The following is a 15,742-nucleotide window of genomic DNA, read 5'->3' as shown; positions in this document are numbered from 1 at the left end:
CTTGCCGCCCAGCACCGCGAGGCTGAACACGTCCGCCTCCTGAACTACTGGCTCAACCAGCGCGGGGTGATGTCCCACCAGCCTGAACCCTTCGCGATGGCCGAATTCGAGATCCATCGCGTCGTGGCCGAAGCCTCCGGCAACCCCTTCCTCCGCGCCGCCTCTGCCATCATGGAATTCGGGGTGGCCGTCTCCGTCCTCGCGCAACTTGGCGAAGACCTGTCCGCCCCGCCCGAGGGCCTGTCGGACCCCCAAGCCGCTGGCTATGAGGCCCTGATCCGCGCCATAGAACGCGGCGACGCAGACACCGCCGCCACCCAGATGGCCGCCCTCACGCGCTAGGTTAAAACCCGCACCACCCGTGGAGCATCACCCGCCCCAGGTATCCGAAAGCCGGAATCCCTCTGGGAATGGGTCCGACGGGTCCAGCCCGATCTGGCTGATCCCATAGATCCACCCCCGCCCCGAAACCCGGTTCCGCGTCGCCTTGTAAGGTCCCACCGTGGTTTCCTCGACAAGCTCCGTCACGAACTCCCCCCCGATGGTCGAGCGTGAGACGACCCGGTCCCCCACCCGCACCAACCCCCGCGCGAACCGGGCCGCCATGTTGGAATTCGACCCCGTCCCGCAGGGCGACCGATCCACCCGTCCCGGCCGCAGCGTCGTGCAAGTCCGCACAGCCCCGTCCGCCTCGTCCGACCGGAACATCACATAGGCCAGCCCGTTCAGCGCCGCCTCCACCGGATGCACCGCAGGCTCCACCTCGGCAATCCGCCGCCGCAGCTCGACCCCCGTCACCGCCAGCTCCCGCGCCTTCTCCGGCACGATGGTCAGCCCGACCTGATCCACGTCGATCAAAGCGTAGAAGACGCCCCCGAAACAAAGGTCATACTCCACCGCCCCCCACTCCGCCGTCTCGATCACCCCCCGCTTCGCCAGGAACGCGGGCGGCATGTCCAGCGTGACCCGCACCACCTTGCCGCCCTCACACTCCGCTGTCGCCACCACCAGCCCCGCCGCCGTATCCAGCCTCACCACGCTCACCGGCTCGACCATCGGGACCATCCCGGTCTCGAGCAGCGCCGTCGTCGCGCAGATCGCGTTCGACCCGGACATCGCGTGGGCCTGATCGGGCTGCAGCACGATGAACCCCACATCGGCGCGGGGATCGCAGGCCGGGGTCAGCAGACAGAACGACCCCGCCGGACCCGATCTGGGCTCCGAGCACAACCACCGCCGCAGCCCGTCATCGACCGTGTTCAGGTGATGCAGCTTCTCGGCCATCGAGGCACCCGGGACGTTCAGTACCCCCCCGGTGATCACCCGCCCGATCTCGCCCTCGCAGTGGACATCCACCGTCTGTATCGTCCGACTGAACCGCATCGTTTTCCCTTTAGAACCTGTTCACCCGATAAGGGTGCAGATCGACCGAGGGAGTTGCCCCGGTGATCAGCTCTCCCATCAGCCGGGCCGTGGTTGCCGCATAGGTCAGCCCAAGATGCCCGTGCCCGGTCGCATAGAACAGGCCCTTCGTCCTGGTGCTGGCAGACAGTATCGGCACCGTATCCGGCAGCGCGGGACGGTGGCCCATCCATTCGGCGAAATCCTCACACCGAAGGTTCGGCAGCGCCTCACAGGCCCGCTTCACCGTCACCTTCGCCCGCCGATAGTCTGGCGGCGCATCAAGCCCCGCCATTTCCACCGTGCCGCCCACCCGGATGCCCCCCGCCGTGGGCGTCACCATGAAGGCCTTGGCGGGCCAGATGATCGAGTGCTTCATCGAAATCCCAGGGGCCATGATCTGCGTGTGATACCCCCGCTCGGTCTCCAGCGGGATCGGCTCGCCCAAGGCCCCCGCCAGCCTGCCCGAGAACGCCCCGGCGCAGATCACCACCTCGTCCGCTGGAAGCCGACGACCATCCTTCAGCACCGCCTCGCGCATGGTGTCGGACCGGGTAAAGCCCACAACCTCCGCCCGTTCGATGCGGCCCCCCAAGCCCACGAACCGCTCGGCCAAAGCCAGCACCAGCTTGTAGGGGTCCTTCATCGACCGGTTTTGCGGGAAAAGAACCGCCATCCCGATCCGGTCCGACAGTTCCGGCTCCAGCACCTTGATCGCCTGCCGCCCGATCACCTCATGCGGGAAACCGAAGCGCTCCAGGATCTCGATATGCTCGCGGTCGGCCCTGAACTCGACCTCGTCGGCATATAGCGACAGGCAGCCTTCCTGACTGATCTGGTCCTCCAGCCCCGTCTCGCGCAAGAGGTCCAGCGTGTCCCCCAACGCGCGCGAGCACAGTGCCGCCCCCTGAGCCTCCAGCTCCCGCAGCTTCGTTGGACGCGAGGCCGCGATGAACCGCAGGAACCACGGCACCAGCTTCGGCATATACGAAGGCCGCACCCGCACCGGCCCTTCCGGGTCCAGCATCCAGCCCGGAATCTGCTTCCAGACCGAGGGGCGCGAGGCCGGCATGAACTCCGTCACCGCAATACTCGCCATGTTGCCGAAGGACGCCCCCCTCCCGGGGGTGTCGCGGTCGATCAGGACGACCTGCCGACCGCGTTTCTGCAGATCATGGGCAATGGCGGTTCCGATGATCCCGGCCCCGACAACAACCGTGGTCATTTCCAGTTCAGGATCGGCTGCATCGCCGCCGCGAATTCGGCCTTCTCTGCATCTGTGAGAGGTCCGAACGGCATCCGACATTCCCCCACCGGACTCCCTTGCAACTCGCAGCCGTACTTCAGCTTCTGCACGAACTTGCCTGATTCCAGCACGTTCATCGCAGGCCAGACCGCCTGCATGATCTCTTTCGCCCGCGCATGGTCCCCCGCCCGGAAGGCCGCATCCATCTGACATACCGGCTTTGCCATGCAGTTCGCCGGGCCGCAAATCCAGCCGTCCGCCCCCCACTGCATGAAATCCCAGGCGATGTCGTCCGAGCCCGAGACCAGCTGCACCCGCCCCGCATAGCGCTGCGAAATCCCGATGGCCCGCTGCAGCACGCCCGAGCTTTCCTTGATCCCGATGATCCGGGGATTGTCGGCCAACGCATCCAGAGCCTCATACTCGATCTCCACCCCATCCTTGCCGGGGTAGGAGTAGAGCACGATGTCCATGTCGGTGGCATCGGCCACCGCGTTGAAATGCCTGATGATTTCGGCCTGCGTCGGCTTGGTGTAGAACGGCACCGCCAGCAGCACCGCATGATACCCCATGTCCTTGGCGCGCTGCGTATTCGCAATCACCCCGGCGGTGGACGGCGCGTTGGTCCCCGCGATCAGCGTCTCGCCCGGCTTGGCGAAGTCCTTCACGAACCGCAAGACCTGGTCACGCTCATCGTCGCTCATCAGGTTGTATTCGCCCGAGGACCCGCAAGGCACCCAGCCCGAAACCCCCGCCGCGCGCAGCATGGTCAGGTGCTTTTCGAACGCCGCAAAGTCGATCTGCCCCCCGGCATCGAACGGGGTGACAAGCGCGGGCATCACGCCGGACAGCTTCAGCATTTCGGGATCCTCTCGGCACAGCAATGTTCCGCGCAACATGACGACAGTGTGACGACATGTCAAATCCAGAATGTACCGTGTCGACTTGATGCACCCCTTCGGCTATGCTTCGACCATGTTGTCCAAGGGGCCCGCCATGCGCGACGAGAGCGAACCGAAACGGGTCAAGGGCACCGGCGTCAAGTTCGCCTACGAGACCCTGCGCGATGAGATCCTGTCCCTGGACCTGGAGCCCGGCGCGGTGCTGGACGAGACGTCACTGGCCGAACGTTTCGGCATGTCTCGTTCCCCAGTGCGCGAGGCGCTGATCCGGCTGGCGGGCGACGATCTGGTGGTGACGCTGTCGAACCGCTCGACCGTCGTGGCCCCCATCGACCTGCAAAGCTTCCCGAAATACGTCGAGGCGCTGGACGTCGCCCAGCGGATGAACACCCGTCTGGCGGCGGAATTGCGGACCGACCTGGACCTGAAGACCATCGCCCGGCGGCAGAAGGAATTCGTGGCGTCGGTGTCGAAGGGCGAACATCTGGCGATGTCCGAGGCGAACATGAACTTCCACATGGCCATCGCCCATGCGGGCCGGAATCCCTATCTGTCGGCCTTCTACGAACGCTTGCTGAACCAGGGCCGCAGAATGCTTCACCTGCATTTCGCCTATCTGGAGCAGGGCGACGGCGAGGTCCTTCTGACCGATGAGCATGACGAGATGCTGGCCGCCATCCGCGACCGCGACGTGGCTCGGGCCGATGCCCTGGCCCATGCCCACACGCGGCAATTCCGCGACAACTTCATCAGCTACATGAAGCAGAACTACCTGACCGACGCGCCCTTCGTCTCGCTGGGTCCGGCGGCTTAAGGCATCCCCGCCCCGGACTTGATCTGGGGCCTCCCGTCATCGCAAGTGGCCCCGGATCAAGTCCGGGGCAGGGTCGCTAACCCCCCTTCAACCTTTGCAAAAGAAACACTTCGCTGTCCGGTTTCACCGGTGCGGCACGGTTGTTGGCGATCACCTCGCCGTCCACCGCCACCGACAGCCCCGCCTTGATCGCAGGCCCCAGACCCGGATGCGCCTTTTCCAGCGCATCCATCATCTGTCCCACGGTCGCGGCGTCGACCTCCACCACCTCCTGGCCCTCGGCGAACCGCCGCAGGCTGGCCCAGAGATGGACCTTCGGCATCAGGCCTTAAGCGCCTTGATCGCCGCCAGCACCTTCGGCGGTGAACATGGCAGGCTGCGGATCCGCGCCCCCGTGGCCCCGGCGATGGCGGAAGCGACGGCAGGCAGGGGCGGAGTGATCCCCGTCTCGCCCACGCCACGCACGCCGTAGGGGTGGCCGGGGTTCGGGACCTCGACAATCACGGTGTCGATCATCGGCAGGTCGCTGGCGACCGGGATGCGGTAGTCGAGGAACACCGGGTTCTGCAGCCGCCCGTCGGTGCCGTAGACATATTCCTCGTTCAGCGCCCAGCCGATGCCCTGCGCGGCCCCGCCCTGGTACTGGCCTTCCACGTAGGCCGGGTGGATCGCGGTCCCTGCGTCCTGCACCACCAGATAGCGCAGGATCGTCGTCCGCCCCGTCTCCGGGTCCACTTCCACGTCGACGACATGGGTGCCAAAGCTTGCGCCCACGCCTTCCGCCGTCACCTCGTGGTGGCCCGAGATCGGCCCGCCGGTGGAGCCCATCTTGGCCCCGATCTCACCGATGGTCAGCGGCGGATGCTTGCCTGCGTTCGGCCCAGCCGGGTGCGCCGCGCCGTCTTTCCACTCTACGGCCTCGGCGTCGATGCCCCAGTCGGCAGCAGCCCTGCGGCACATCTCGGCAATCGCCTGCCGTGCGGCTTCCACGGCCGCCTTGCCGCTGGCAAAGGTCGCGCGGCTGCCGTGGGTCGGTTCGTTGACCCCCAAAGCGCCGGTTTCCACCACGTTCACCCGCACGTTCTCGTACGGGATGCCCAGCGTCTCGGCGACCATCAGCCCGATGGAGGCGCGGCTGCCGCCGATGTCCGGTGTGCCGATCATCACCGTGGCCGTGCCATCCTCGCCCACCGCCAGCGAAACCGAGGTCTCGCCGCCGTGGTTGAACCAGAAGCCCGAGGCGACGCCCCGGCCCTGGTTCGGCCCCAAGGGCTGCGAGTAGTTGGGGTGCGCCTTCGCGGCCTCCAGCGTTTCCTGCAGACCGATCACGTTGTAGACCGGCCCGTAGGACGACTTCGACCCGTTCTTCGCCCCGTTCTTCAGCCGCACCTCGATCGGGTCCAGCTTCAACTCACGGCACATCTCGTCGACCAGGCTTTCGACCGCGAAAGCTGCCATTGGCGAGCCGGGAGCGCGGTAGGCCGCCGCTTTCGGGCGGTTGGCGATCACTTCGACCGCCTCGTGCTTCAGGGCCGGAATGTCGTAGCAGGCAAAGGCACAGGGCAGCGCCTCGCCGATGGGGGACATGCCCACGAACGCCCCGCCCTGCATGCGGAAGAACACCTGACCGGCCGTGATCGTGCCGTCCTTCTTCATGCCCAGCTTGACGTCCATCGAGGCCGAAGCCGTCGGTCCCGTCGCACGCAAGACTTCCGACCGGCTCATCACCAGCTTGACCGGACGGCCGCCCGCCTTCTTCGACAGGGCCAAGGACAGCGGCTCCATGAAGATCGTGGTCTTGCCGCCGAAGCCGCCGCCGATTTCCGACGGAGTCACCCGCAGGTTTGCCGCGTCGATCCCGAGGACCGCCGCGCTCATCCGGCGGATGTACCAGTGGCCTTGGGTGCAGACCCACATCTCGCCGCGGCCATCTTCGCCCATCTGGCCGACGCAGGCGTGCGGTTCGATGTAGCCTTGATGGGTCGCCTCGGTCTTGTAGGTATGCTCGCGCACGATGTCGGCGGCGGCAAAGCCCGCCTCGACGTCGCCATGCCCGAACTCCATGTAGCGGGCGACGTTGCCGTGCATGCCTTCCGGTACCGAGTAGTCCGCAACGCCTTCACGGATGACCGGAGCACCGGGGGCCATCGCCGCATCGACATCGGTCACATGCGGCAGGACCTCATAGGTCACTTCGATCAGCCGCGCCGCGTCCTGCGCCAGAAGGGCCGAGGTCGCCGCAACCGCTGCCACCGCATGCCCGTCATACAGCGCCCGGTCCCCGGCCAGAGTGTTGTCCTGCAGGTTCAGGTCCTCGCCCGTCAGCCCCGTCGGCAGATCGGCCCGCGTCACCACGGCCTTGACCCCGTCCAGCGCCAGCGCCTTCGATGCGTCGATCTTCACGATCCGCGCGTGGGCATGGGGCGACCGTACCACGGCGGCATGCAGCATCCCCGGCAGCGCGAAGTCCGCGCCGTACCGCGCGCGGCCCGTCACCTTGTCCAACCCGTCCGGGCGGTTGGGGCGGGTGCCGATCAGCTTGTATCCGGTCTTCACATCATCCCGTGCCATCACGCAGCCCCCCTATGGTCCTGACGCATTTCCGCAGCCGCATCCTGAACGGCGCGGATGATCTTGTCATAGCCCGTGCAGCGGCACAGGTTCCCGGCCAGCCAATAGCGCACCTCGGTGTCCGTCGGGTCGGGGTTCCGCTCCAGCAAAGCCTTCGCCGCGACCAGAATGCCCGGAGTGCAATAGCCGCACTGGAGCGCCGCATGTTCGATGAACTTGCGCTGCAACGGGTGCAGTTCTTCCTTGGCCATGCCCTCGATGGTTTCCACCCGCTTGCCGTTCGCCTCGGCCGCCAGCATCAGGCAGGAACAGACCAAGGTCCCGTCCACAGTGACCGAACAGGCCCCGCAGTCGCCGGTGCCGCAGCCTTCCTTGGTGCCGGTCAGGTCCAGCTGGTTCCGCAGCGCATCCAGCAGCGTCTCGCGCGGGTCCGCCAGAAACTCCACCGGGTCGCCGTTGACGGTGGTGGTGACGTGAATCTTGCTCATTTGGTCAATCCTTTCGCCCGGTCATAGGCGATCTTCGCCGCCCGGCGGGCCAGCACGCCTGCCACCTCGATCCGGAATTCCTTGGTCCCGCGCTTGTCGGAAATCGGCTTCGCCGCGCTCTCTGCCGCCTTGGCCAGCGCGCCCAAGGCCGCGTCGTCCAGCGTGGTGCCGATGATCGCCTGCGCCGCCGCGTCGGACAGGATCACTGTGGGAGCCACCGCCCCCAACGCAACCCGCGCCTCAACCACCTTGTCGCCGTCCAGCCGCAGGCTGACCGCGCAGCCGACGACGGCAATGTCCATCTCGGTCCGCGGGATGAAGCGCAGGTAGCAATCGCCGCCGTTCTTGCCCCGCGGCGGCAGGGTGATCGACGAGATCACCTCGCCCTTCGCAAGATTGGTCTTCCCCGGCCCCGCCGGAACAGCCTCAACCGGAATGTCGCGCGACCCGTTCGGCCCCGTCACCGTCACCGTAGCGCCCGCAGCAATCAGCCCCGGCACCGAATCGGCGGCGGGAGAGCCGTTGCACAGGTTCCCCGTCAGCGTCGCCCGGCCCTGCACCTGAGTGGACCCGACAAGGTTCATCCCCTCGACGACGCCCGGCCAGTCCTTCACCAGCCCGGCATGGCCGCCCAGCACGATCCCCGGCACCGCGATCCCGATCTTCCAGCCGCCGTCGGGCGTCTGCACAACCTGGTCGACGCCGGGGATGTGTTTCAGGTCGATCAGATCATCCGGCTGCACCATTCCGGCGCGCATCTGCACCAGGACATCCGTCCCACCGGCCAGAAAGCGCAGGGTTCCGGTCGCCTTGGCCGCGATGGCCGCCGCATCCGCAAAGCTGGTGGGTGTATGGTATCGCATGTCGTCTCCCTGACCCTTTGGCAGGCGTTCCGTCGTCGCCGATTGCCTATGACTTTGCTGCAGCCTGCGGCCCGCCGCAATGCCCCTCTGCGACGTCTTCAGTCTGTCGCCGACCTGATGCCCCGCGCAAGCGACATCTGGCAGGCCTAGTCCGGGGCGTCGCCCAGCAACTGCTGCAAGAGATCGGCCACCGTGTTCTCGTTGAAGGGCGAGGCAAGGACATGCGCGCCTTCGGCGTCGGCCTCGGCGACCATGCCGCGAAAGGCATAGGGCACGGCCAGGGTTTGCAGCGCAACTCCGGCGGGGGTCTGGCGGAACCCGCGCGGTTCGTGATGGATCAACACGGCCCGCGGCCGCCGAAGGGCCAGCTCGTCCAGTGCCGCCTGGGGGGTGGGGAACACAATGACCTCTGCCTGCGGGTCGTTCGCCCGAATCGCATGGGCAAGATCGTCCGCGACGATCTGGTCGGGGTCGATGACGAAGTACCGATTTTGCACTGATATTCCTTTGGGTCGTTGACGTTCCGCCGCCTGATCCTGAAGGTATCTCCGGGGTGCCGCATTAACCTGTGATGAACCAAGGGTTGAAACCGATGTCCAAAGTCACGGATTGCCTGGACTGCCCGCTGCGGTGCCGTCGGCTGTTCGTTCCGATGACCGACGCCGAGCTGGCCTTCCAGCGCCGCTTCAAGGCCGGTGAACGGGTCATCCCGGCCGGAGGAGACATCATCCTGCAGGGCCAGAAGTCCTCGTCGCTGTATACGGTGCTGTCGGGCATGGCGGTCCGTTCGGTCATGCTGGAAAGCGGGCAGCGGCAGGTCATCAGCTTTGTCTTCCCCGGCGACCTGATCGGTCTGCAATCCGGGATCATGGGCGAAGCGCAGCACAGTGTGACCGCGGTGACGGAAACCGTGCTTTGCACCTTTCCCCGCGATCGGGTCTGGAAGCTGTTCCGCAACCAGCCTGCCCGCGCCTACGACCTGACGTGGATCGCCGCGATGGAAGAGCATTTCCTGGGCGAGACGGTGGCCACCCTGGGCCAGCGTGACGCGACGCAACGTATTGCCTGGGCGCTGGTCCGCATCTGGCGTCGGCTGGTCGCAATCGGTATGGACGACGGCGGCTCGGTGCCGTTTCCGTTTCGGCAGCAGGATCTGTCGGACGCGCTGGGCCTGTCGGTCGTGCATACCAACCGGGTGATCGTCGCCCTGCGCAGCGACGGGCTGGCGCGCATCGCGGGCAGGCGCCTGGAAATGCTGGACCATGCCCGTCTGTCCAGGCTGGCGCTTATGGACATGGAGAAGGAAGATGTGCGGCCCATTCTCTGACGGAAGCATCCTGCGGTGAAGGGATTCGTTGCCGCGCAGCTTCCGAAGCTGGTGTTTCTTCTGGCCTTTCTTCCGGGCCTGGCGGTGACACTTGCCGTCTACACCGGCGCCGAACGCCGGATCGAGGCCGAGTTCGTGCGCGTCGCCGACCTTGCCATCGACCGGGTGGTGTCGCGGCTTCAGCAGCATGTCGTGGTCCTGCGCGCCGCCCGGGGGCTTTTGTCCGCCACCCGCGGCGGAATTGTCCGGGACGAATTCCTGCGCTTTCTCTCTTCGGTCGACATCGTGACGGAACTGTCGGGTGTCCAGGGCATCGGTTTCGCCCGGATGATCGCCAGCACCGATACGTCGCTGGCCGAAGATGAGGTCCGCACCCACTACGGTCTGGATATCAAGATCACTCCGGACACCGACCAGCCCTGGCGCACGCCCATCGTTCTGCTGGAACCCCAGAACCCCCGCAACAGCGCCGCCCTGGGCTATGACATGTACTCCGACCCCGTCCGGCGCCGGGCGATGGACCTGGCGATCCAGACCGGCGAGGCCCGGATGACCGCTCCGGTCCAGCTGGTGCAAGAGATCACCAGCGACAAGCAGACCGGCTTTCTGATCTACCTGCCGTTCCAGAATACCGCGCAGCCCGCTGGCAGCCAGTCCCAGCCGGTCGAGGGCTTCGTCTACGCCCCGTTCCGTGGTGGTGACCTGATCCGCGCTGCACTGGAGGTGGGCGCGCCGCTGCCCGTCGCCCTGCGCATCGTCGATACCCAGACCCCTGACGCCCCGCTTTTCGACAGCAGCGCCCAGGCTGGCGACACACCGCGCCACCACAGCCGCAGTCTGGACATCCTGGGCCGGACCTGGCGCTTCGACGTCTGGTCCGACACGGCGGCCATAGGGCAGGTGCGCCATCTGAACAGCGTATTGCTGGGGCTGACCAGCTTCCTTTTCGCCGCTGCGGCCGCCTATGCCGTCTTCGCCCGCCAGAAAGAGGCGGTGCAGGCCCGCGCCGTCGCCGCCGCCGCCGCGCGAGAGGCCGAATACCGCGAGCTTTTGCTGCAAGAGATGAAGCACCGGATCAAGAACCACATCGCCCGCATCCAGTCGATCTCGCGGCAAAGCGCGCGGGGGGCGACGGACGTGAAGGCTTTCACGACGGCCTTCGACGCGCGGCTGCAAGCCATGTCGGCGGTGCAGGAAATCCTGGCAGGCAGCGCCGTGGCCCAGGCCGATGTCCGGGCGGTTCTGGTGAAGGAACTGCAGCAAAGCCTGGACGCGACCGAGGTGCAGCACCTGATCGACGGCCCTCCGGTCCGGCTGGACGAACGCCAGGCCCATGCCTTTGCGCTGGTGGTGCACGAACTGGTCACCAACGCGATGAAATATGGCGGCCTTTCCGTCGGGGGTCAGGGGCTGGAGATCCGCTGGACGGTCCAGACCGACGCCGGTCCCCCACGGATCGAACTGCACTGGACCGAACGGATCAGCGGCTTGGCCACGCCGCCCGCGTCCGGCTCGGGCTTCGGGTCCCGCCTGATCGAAGCCAGCCTGAAGGGCGAGTTGCAAGGCAGCCTGATCCGCGACTATGGACCCGATGGCCTGCAGATCCGCATATCCTTCCCGCTGGACCCGGCGTTGAACCGAACCCGCACTTAGAAAGAGGCCCGCACCCACCTAAGTGGGCACGGGCCGGGCCGTCCGCTGTGAAAGGGCTCGGCTACAGCGGCCGACCGTTCACTTTACTGCACCTTGTATTCGGGCAGGGCTTCCAGCTCTTCCTTGGTCATGTTGACCCAGATCCGCACAGCGCCGCCTTCGTTCTGCGCCACGGTCAGACGGTCCATCGGGATAGCGACCGAACGGGCGCCGATTCCAAGGAAACCGCCGACATCCAGGATCACGTCGGTCACCTGGCCCTCGCCCGTCAGGACAAGGTCAGAGACTTCGGCGATCGAGGCGTCATCCGCACCGCGGACGTCGGCTCCGGTCAGCAGCTCGGCGGTCAGGGTGTCACGCTCGATGGCGGTATAGCCTTCGGGCAGGGCCATCGTGCCGTCGGCAGCCACGGCCGGGTCCGTCGCGACAGCACCATCGGTTGCGGCGGTGCCATCGGCCGGCAGTTCGGTGTCGGTGGCGTTTCCGACGCCCTCGGTGCCTTCTGCCGTGGTCGATTCGGCCACCGCTTCGTCGGTTGCGGTGCCCTGCTGCGTCGTGTCGGTCGCGGCAACGTCAGCATTGGCGTCTGCATTGGCATCAGCGTTTGCATCGACGTCCGCAGCCATGCCCGGCATCACGTATTCCGGCGCGCCTTCCAGCGTCGCGCGGTCGGACTGCAGAACCAGGAACCAGTCGTCGGCGTCGGTGGCGTCATCCTGCACGACCTTCAGCGCAGCCATGTCGACGGCAACCTGACGTTCGCCCATGCCCAGGAAGCCACCGATGTCGACCAGAACCGCGTCGACGGTGCCGTCACGACCCAGAATGATGTCGTTCACTTCGCCGATGTCTTCCCAGCCTTCCTGCACGCCCTGATAGGCGTCGGCGTCAAGCGCGCCTTCGCTGGCATAGATGCGTGCGCCGATGACGTCCGACGCGGCAAGCGCCGGACCGGCAGCTTCGGTCTGGAACGGAGAAGCAGCGTCCTGAGCCATCGCGGGAACAGCGAAGCCGGCCGCCAGAGCGGTTGTAAGTAGCAGAGCTTTCATGAGAATCTCCTTGTTCTCGATCATTGGTGCGGTGCTGAACCGCTTGTGGAAGCCCAACGACTTTGTCCGGGGATGAGTTCCGACCCTTCGCCAGTCAATCCGGATTGGCTGGCAAAAAACCGCGCATCAGACCATCTCGTCCGGGATCAGGGGGAAGGCGCGACCGAAATCCTCGGCCGTCTTCAGATCATATGGCAGCAGGAACCCGCGCCGCAGATCCGGGGACAGCTTCGCGTTCCGGCTTGCCAGACCCCACCAGGCATGGACCGCGCGGCCCGGATCAAAGAAGTCGGCGGCCGCGCCTTTCGGCAACCAATGCGCCATCAGCCGCTGCCTCAGCCGCGCGACCTCGTCCGGACGTGTCAGCACCACGCCCGTCTCGGTATCCCAGCGCAGCGACCGACCGTTCAGGTTTGCCGAGGACACGATGGCCTGCGCGTCGTCGAAGATGCTGACCTTGGCATGGATATAGACCAGCGGGGCGCCGTGCAGCTGCGCCCGGCCCGTTGCCCGTGTCCGGCGCGGTTGCGCGGCCCCACCCACGAACAGCCGCCGCCCGAAGCCGCGGCGCAGGATGCGCAGGCACTTGGCCTGCAGAAACTCGCCCAGTCTGGCGTCAAGACCTGTAGAGCCTTCGAATGCCACGTCGTCCGGTGCGGCGGGCAGGATCAGGATCATCCGCAGCTCGGGATTGGCCCGCGCCGCCTCGGCCAGACACCGCGCCAAGCCGCGATCCCGGAAATACTGCGTCTCGACATAGATCAGGCGCTTGGCCCGGCTGATCGCCTCGCGGTGTGCGGCTTCGATTTCCGAAACCGCCGGTTCGGGCGAGATGAAGCGCCAGGCCCCCCGCCCGCGCTGCCGCGACAAGGTGCGGACAAAGCGCAGCCCCGCGCGGTCCGGTGCTGGCTGGCCCGGAGGCACCTTACCCGTGATGATGTCCTGGAACCCCAAAAGATGCGCGCGCGCGTCGCCCGCCACGGGGCCTTCCAGCATCAGCTGGACATCATGCCAGGTCTCGTGACCGGGCTGCCGGTGGTCGGGCGTGTCGTAGAACCGCTCGTCCAGGTCCAGCCCGCCGATGTACAGAAGCCGCCCATCAATGACCGCCAGCTTCTGGTGATGCGTGGCCGGGTACAGCGGCGGGACCTGGAACAGACGGGGCCGCGGCATCGCGTCCTTGGCCACCAGCATCCGCCCGACCCCCGGCATTTCCCGCAGCGCGGTCAGACGATGCGAGGCGACTTGCCGCCGCAGCCACCCCGCGACCCGGCCCAACCGCGTCTTGACCACGGGCCAGAACAGCAGGCGTGGCCAGATCCCCGCCACTGCCGAATGCATCGAGGGCACGACGACCAGCTTCGCCCCCGGCCCGGCCATTTCCGCAGCCGCCCAGAACATCCGCACAGTCCGCCAGGTCGCCCGGTGCAGCCGGGGCCGTGCCACCGGATCGAAGTCCGACAGGACGATCCGCACCTTGACCCCGCGCCGCAGGGTGTGGATCAGCAGATCAAACCAGGTCGCCCCCACCGCCCGACCTTCGGGCGACCGCAGCCTGGTCTTCAGGTCAAAGACCCGGAAGCCAGCCACGATCTCGGTCTTGGCCGACAGGAAGGCGCACTCCAGCGCCGGATAGGCCTCTGCCGCCGTGACGAAGATGTCGACCGGCGGCAGGGTGGCAGGGTGTCGGTGAATGGCGGCCTGCGGCACGACGGCCTCCAAGGTTGTGGCCGGGATCAACCCCGCGCCGCCGCCCCGGTTCCCGTGCGCTTACGCCCGCAGCGTCGCCGTGGACGAAAAGAACATCGCCTGGCTGACGGCGGACCGGACTTGCTCTTCCGTGTAGGGCTTGTTGATCAGGAAGGCCGGTTCGGGCCGCTCGCCGGTCAGCAGACGCTCGGGGAAGGCGGTGATGAAGATCACCGGGATATTGCCGAACTGCGCCAGGATCTCGTTCACCGCCTCGATGCCCGAGGAATTGTCCGCCAGCTGGATGTCCGCCAGGATCAGGTCCGGCTTTTCGGCTGCGGCCATCTCGACCGCCTCGGTGTGCGTGCGCGCGTTCGAGGTCACGCGATGCCCCATGCCCTCGACAATCGCCACGATATCCATCGCGATGATTGCCTCATCCTCGATCACCAGGACCGAGCCACGGACCGACCGTTCCATTTCCTGCACGGCGACGTCGATCAGGTGCCGCGCCTCGGACGGGTCGCTGCCCATGATCGCCGCAACCTGGTCGTGATCAAACCCCTCGACGGTGTTCAGAAGCAATGCCTCGCGCGAGTTCAGCGTCAGCCCCGCCATATGCGCCTGCGCCGCGCTGGACAGATGGTCTTCGGCATCGGTGACGGGCGCGCCGGCGGTGGACCAGATCGAATGGAACACCGAAAACATCGAGACCTTCGGGTCAGGATGGGCGCCCAGCAGGGTAGGGTCGGCGATGATCGATTCCAGGACCGCGATGGCATATTTGTCGCCGCTGGACTGGTTCCCCGTCAGCGCCCGCGCATAGCGGCGCAGATAGGGAAGGTGCCGGGCCACCGTTGCCGAATGATCGACCGCTTCCTGTGCGAACATCAAATTTTCTCCCTGATGCATAATTCGTCGGGAACCAAACGCGCAAATCGGCGTTCAGTTCCCCGTCACCGTAAGAAATTTCTCGGGCTTCGTGATAGGCCGGAACCGAAGATGGCAGGACGCGTTGGTGACGCAAGTATTGGGAAATGGAATGTCATGAAGAAGGATAAGGAGGGGGATGTGCCCAACCGGCAGGCCATCCGCGCGCAGATCGACGAGAACCTGAAAAGGGTCTATGCGGCCACGCTGAATGAAGAATTGCCCGACAGGTTCCGCGACCTGCTGGAGCAGCTGAAAGGCAAGGCCGCCGGCAAGGGCGGACCGGAATGACGGCTGCGTTTCCAGCGCCACACGCCGATCCCCGGGATCGGCTTGCCGGGGCTATCCCGAAGCTGCGCGCTTTCGCGATCAGCCTGGCCCGCGATGCGACGATGGCCGACGATCTGGTGCAGGACACGATCCTGAAGGCCTGGTCCAACATCGAGAAGTTCGACCCCGCGACCAATCTGGACGCCTGGCTGTTCACCATCCTTCGCAACACCTTCTATTCGTCGCTGCGCAAGACCCGCCGCGAAGTGCAGGACAGCGACGGCGTACATGCCGCAAGCCTTTCGGTGAAGCCCGCCCATGACAGCCACATGGCAATGCGGGAATTCCAGAAGGCGTTCGACCTGCTTAGCCCCGAGCACCGCGAGGTGCTGATCCTGGTTGTCGCGTTTGGTTCCCGATTTCAATTGAAGCGATTAGCTGAAACCTGAGCGGTCTGGTTGGAGCTTGGCATTTCAGCAAAGGCTCGACGGAAGGGCAGGGGGCTTACAGGCCTGCGGCCTTGGTCAGGTTCACCCGGA

At 66.2% G+C, this 15,742-nt stretch carries 17 protein-coding genes; 6 read left to right on the top strand and 11 right to left on the bottom strand.

Features of this window, described 5'->3' with window-relative positions; translation table 11 throughout:
• A partial coding sequence (locus U1E69_RS22515; RefSeq protein WP_322246733.1) for an FCD domain-containing protein occupies nt 1–342 on the top strand: 342 nt, incomplete at its 5' end.
• Nucleotides 343–369: 27 nt separating this feature from the next.
• Here the strand turns inward: U1E69_RS22515 and U1E69_RS22510 are convergent.
• From U1E69_RS22510 to U1E69_RS22500, 3 genes are read right to left on the bottom strand one after another with little or no spacing between them, the layout of a single operon-like run.
• Nucleotides 370–1,383, bottom strand: coding sequence for a proline racemase family protein (locus tag U1E69_RS22510; protein ID WP_322246732.1), 1,014 nt, complete (start codon nt 1,381–1,383; stop codon nt 370–372).
• A gap of 10 nt (nt 1,384–1,393) precedes the next feature.
• On the bottom strand, nt 1,394–2,626 hold the full coding sequence (locus U1E69_RS22505) for an FAD-dependent oxidoreductase (protein WP_322246731.1): 1,233 nt from the start codon (nt 2,624–2,626) through the stop codon (nt 1,394–1,396).
• Nucleotides 2,623–3,507: a dihydrodipicolinate synthase family protein gene (locus U1E69_RS22500; RefSeq protein WP_322246730.1), complete on the bottom strand. Its 885-nt coding sequence runs from the start codon at nt 3,505–3,507 to the stop codon at nt 2,623–2,625. Before U1E69_RS22500 ends, U1E69_RS22505 begins: the two co-directional genes overlap by 4 nt.
• Nucleotides 3,508–3,643: 136 nt before the next feature.
• Here U1E69_RS22500 and U1E69_RS22495 point away from each other — a divergent pair, with 136 nt between their 5' ends.
• Nucleotides 3,644–4,363 (top strand): GntR family transcriptional regulator, encoded by a 720-nt coding sequence (locus U1E69_RS22495; RefSeq protein WP_322246729.1) that lies wholly within the window; start codon nt 3,644–3,646, stop codon nt 4,361–4,363.
• Nucleotides 4,364–4,439: 76 nt separating this feature from the next.
• On the opposite strand, the gene U1E69_RS22490 is transcribed toward U1E69_RS22495, so the two are convergent.
• The 5 genes from U1E69_RS22490 to U1E69_RS22470 all read right to left on the bottom strand — a co-directional run bounded on the left by U1E69_RS22490 (nt 4,440) and on the right by U1E69_RS22470 (nt 8,782).
• Nucleotides 4,440–4,685 carry a MoaD/ThiS family protein gene (locus U1E69_RS22490; protein ID WP_322246728.1) on the bottom strand — a complete coding sequence of 82 codons (246 nt, stop codon included), beginning with the start codon at nt 4,683–4,685 and terminating at the stop codon, nt 4,440–4,442.
• The gene (locus U1E69_RS22485) at nt 4,685–6,934 is read right to left on the bottom strand and encodes a xanthine dehydrogenase family protein molybdopterin-binding subunit (RefSeq protein ID WP_322246727.1); all 2,250 of its coding nucleotides are present in this window, start codon (nt 6,932–6,934) and stop codon (nt 4,685–4,687) included. Before U1E69_RS22485 ends, U1E69_RS22490 begins: the two co-directional genes overlap by 1 nt.
• The gene (locus tag U1E69_RS22480; RefSeq protein WP_305547641.1) at nt 6,934–7,422 is read right to left on the bottom strand and encodes a (2Fe-2S)-binding protein; all 489 of its coding nucleotides are present in this window, start codon (nt 7,420–7,422) and stop codon (nt 6,934–6,936) included. Before U1E69_RS22480 ends, U1E69_RS22485 begins: the two co-directional genes overlap by 1 nt.
• Complete coding sequence (locus U1E69_RS22475) at nt 7,419–8,285, bottom strand: xanthine dehydrogenase family protein subunit M (protein ID WP_322246726.1); 867 nt, start codon at nt 8,283–8,285, stop codon at nt 7,419–7,421. Before U1E69_RS22475 ends, U1E69_RS22480 begins: the two co-directional genes overlap by 4 nt.
• Before the next feature lie 146 nt (nt 8,286–8,431).
• Entirely contained in the window at nt 8,432–8,782 is a 351-nt protein-coding gene (locus U1E69_RS22470; protein WP_322246725.1) for a hypothetical protein, read from the bottom strand.
• A gap of 155 nt (nt 8,783–8,937) precedes the next feature.
• Between U1E69_RS22470 and U1E69_RS22465 the strand changes: the two genes are divergently transcribed.
• Together U1E69_RS22465 and U1E69_RS22460 are read left to right on the top strand one after the other, a co-directional pair.
• A complete protein-coding gene (locus tag U1E69_RS22465) occupies nt 8,938–9,612 on the top strand; it encodes a Crp/Fnr family transcriptional regulator (protein WP_322246724.1) in 675 nt (224 codons plus the stop codon).
• A 15-nt stretch (nt 9,613–9,627) separates the two neighbouring features.
• Nucleotides 9,628–11,265 carry a CHASE domain-containing protein gene (locus U1E69_RS22460; RefSeq protein ID WP_322246723.1) on the top strand — a complete coding sequence of 546 codons (1,638 nt, stop codon included), beginning with the start codon at nt 9,628–9,630 and terminating at the stop codon, nt 11,263–11,265.
• Between the two features lie 83 nt (nt 11,266–11,348).
• On the opposite strand, the gene U1E69_RS22455 is transcribed toward U1E69_RS22460, so the two are convergent.
• The 3 genes from U1E69_RS22455 to U1E69_RS22445 form a co-directional block, all read right to left on the bottom strand.
• The gene (locus tag U1E69_RS22455; protein ID WP_322246722.1) at nt 11,349–12,314 is read right to left on the bottom strand and encodes a PRC-barrel domain-containing protein; all 966 of its coding nucleotides are present in this window, start codon (nt 12,312–12,314) and stop codon (nt 11,349–11,351) included.
• 126 nt (nt 12,315–12,440) lie between these two features.
• Nucleotides 12,441–14,024 carry a phospholipase D family protein gene (locus U1E69_RS22450; RefSeq protein WP_322246721.1) on the bottom strand — a complete coding sequence of 528 codons (1,584 nt, stop codon included), beginning with the start codon at nt 14,022–14,024 and terminating at the stop codon, nt 12,441–12,443.
• A gap of 60 nt (nt 14,025–14,084) precedes the next feature.
• Nucleotides 14,085–14,894 carry a response regulator gene (locus U1E69_RS22445; RefSeq protein ID WP_322246720.1) on the bottom strand — a complete coding sequence of 270 codons (810 nt, stop codon included), beginning with the start codon at nt 14,892–14,894 and terminating at the stop codon, nt 14,085–14,087.
• Between U1E69_RS22445 and U1E69_RS22440 the strand changes: the two genes are divergently transcribed.
• Both U1E69_RS22440 and U1E69_RS22435 read left to right on the top strand, forming a co-directional pair.
• Entirely contained in the window at nt 14,868–15,224 is a 357-nt protein-coding gene (locus tag U1E69_RS22440; protein WP_322246719.1) for a NepR family anti-sigma factor, read from the top strand. The two genes, U1E69_RS22445 and U1E69_RS22440, sit on opposite strands and share 27 nt — an antisense overlap.
• Nucleotides 15,221–15,652, top strand: coding sequence for a sigma-70 family RNA polymerase sigma factor (locus U1E69_RS22435; protein ID WP_416200322.1), 432 nt, complete (start codon nt 15,221–15,223; stop codon nt 15,650–15,652). The genes U1E69_RS22440 and U1E69_RS22435 overlap by 4 nt, the downstream gene beginning before the upstream one ends.
• Nucleotides 15,653–15,742: the final 90 nt, after the last annotated feature.

It is taken from the genome of Tabrizicola sp. (assembly GCF_034366665.1).
Lineage (GTDB): Bacteria > Pseudomonadota > Alphaproteobacteria > Rhodobacterales > Rhodobacteraceae > Tabrizicola.
Note: the sequence above shows the minus strand (reverse complement) of the source record. Positions and strands in the feature narration are given on the sequence as shown.

Bases quoted from the DNA above. Each gene is read 5' to 3' on its own strand.
- U1E69_RS22440 (WP_322246719.1), top strand. From the start codon at position 14,868: ATGATCGACCGCTTCCTGTGCGAACATCAAATTTTCTCCCTGATGCAT.
- U1E69_RS22510 (WP_322246732.1), bottom strand. From the start codon at position 1,383: ATGCGGTTCAGTCGGACGATACAGACGGTGGATGTCCACTGCGAGGGC.
- U1E69_RS22490 (WP_322246728.1), bottom strand. From the start codon at position 4,685: ATGCCGAAGGTCCATCTCTGGGCCAGCCTGCGGCGGTTCGCCGAGGGC.
- U1E69_RS22480 (WP_305547641.1), bottom strand. From the start codon at position 7,422: ATGAGCAAGATTCACGTCACCACCACCGTCAACGGCGACCCGGTGGAG.
- U1E69_RS22505 (WP_322246731.1), bottom strand. From the start codon at position 2,626: ATGACCACGGTTGTTGTCGGGGCCGGGATCATCGGAACCGCCATTGCC.
- U1E69_RS22455 (WP_322246722.1), bottom strand. From the start codon at position 12,314: ATGAAAGCTCTGCTACTTACAACCGCTCTGGCGGCCGGCTTCGCTGTT.
- U1E69_RS22485 (WP_322246727.1), bottom strand. From the start codon at position 6,934: ATGGCACGGGATGATGTGAAGACCGGATACAAGCTGATCGGCACCCGC.
- U1E69_RS22495 (WP_322246729.1), top strand. From the start codon at position 3,644: ATGCGCGACGAGAGCGAACCGAAACGGGTCAAGGGCACCGGCGTCAAG.
- U1E69_RS22435 (WP_416200322.1), top strand. From the start codon at position 15,221: ATGACGGCTGCGTTTCCAGCGCCACACGCCGATCCCCGGGATCGGCTT.
- U1E69_RS22445 (WP_322246720.1), bottom strand. From the start codon at position 14,894: ATGTTCGCACAGGAAGCGGTCGATCATTCGGCAACGGTGGCCCGGCAC.
- U1E69_RS22475 (WP_322246726.1), bottom strand. From the start codon at position 8,285: ATGCGATACCATACACCCACCAGCTTTGCGGATGCGGCGGCCATCGCG.
- U1E69_RS22465 (WP_322246724.1), top strand. From the start codon at position 8,938: ATGACCGACGCCGAGCTGGCCTTCCAGCGCCGCTTCAAGGCCGGTGAA.
- U1E69_RS22500 (WP_322246730.1), bottom strand. From the start codon at position 3,507: ATGCTGAAGCTGTCCGGCGTGATGCCCGCGCTTGTCACCCCGTTCGAT.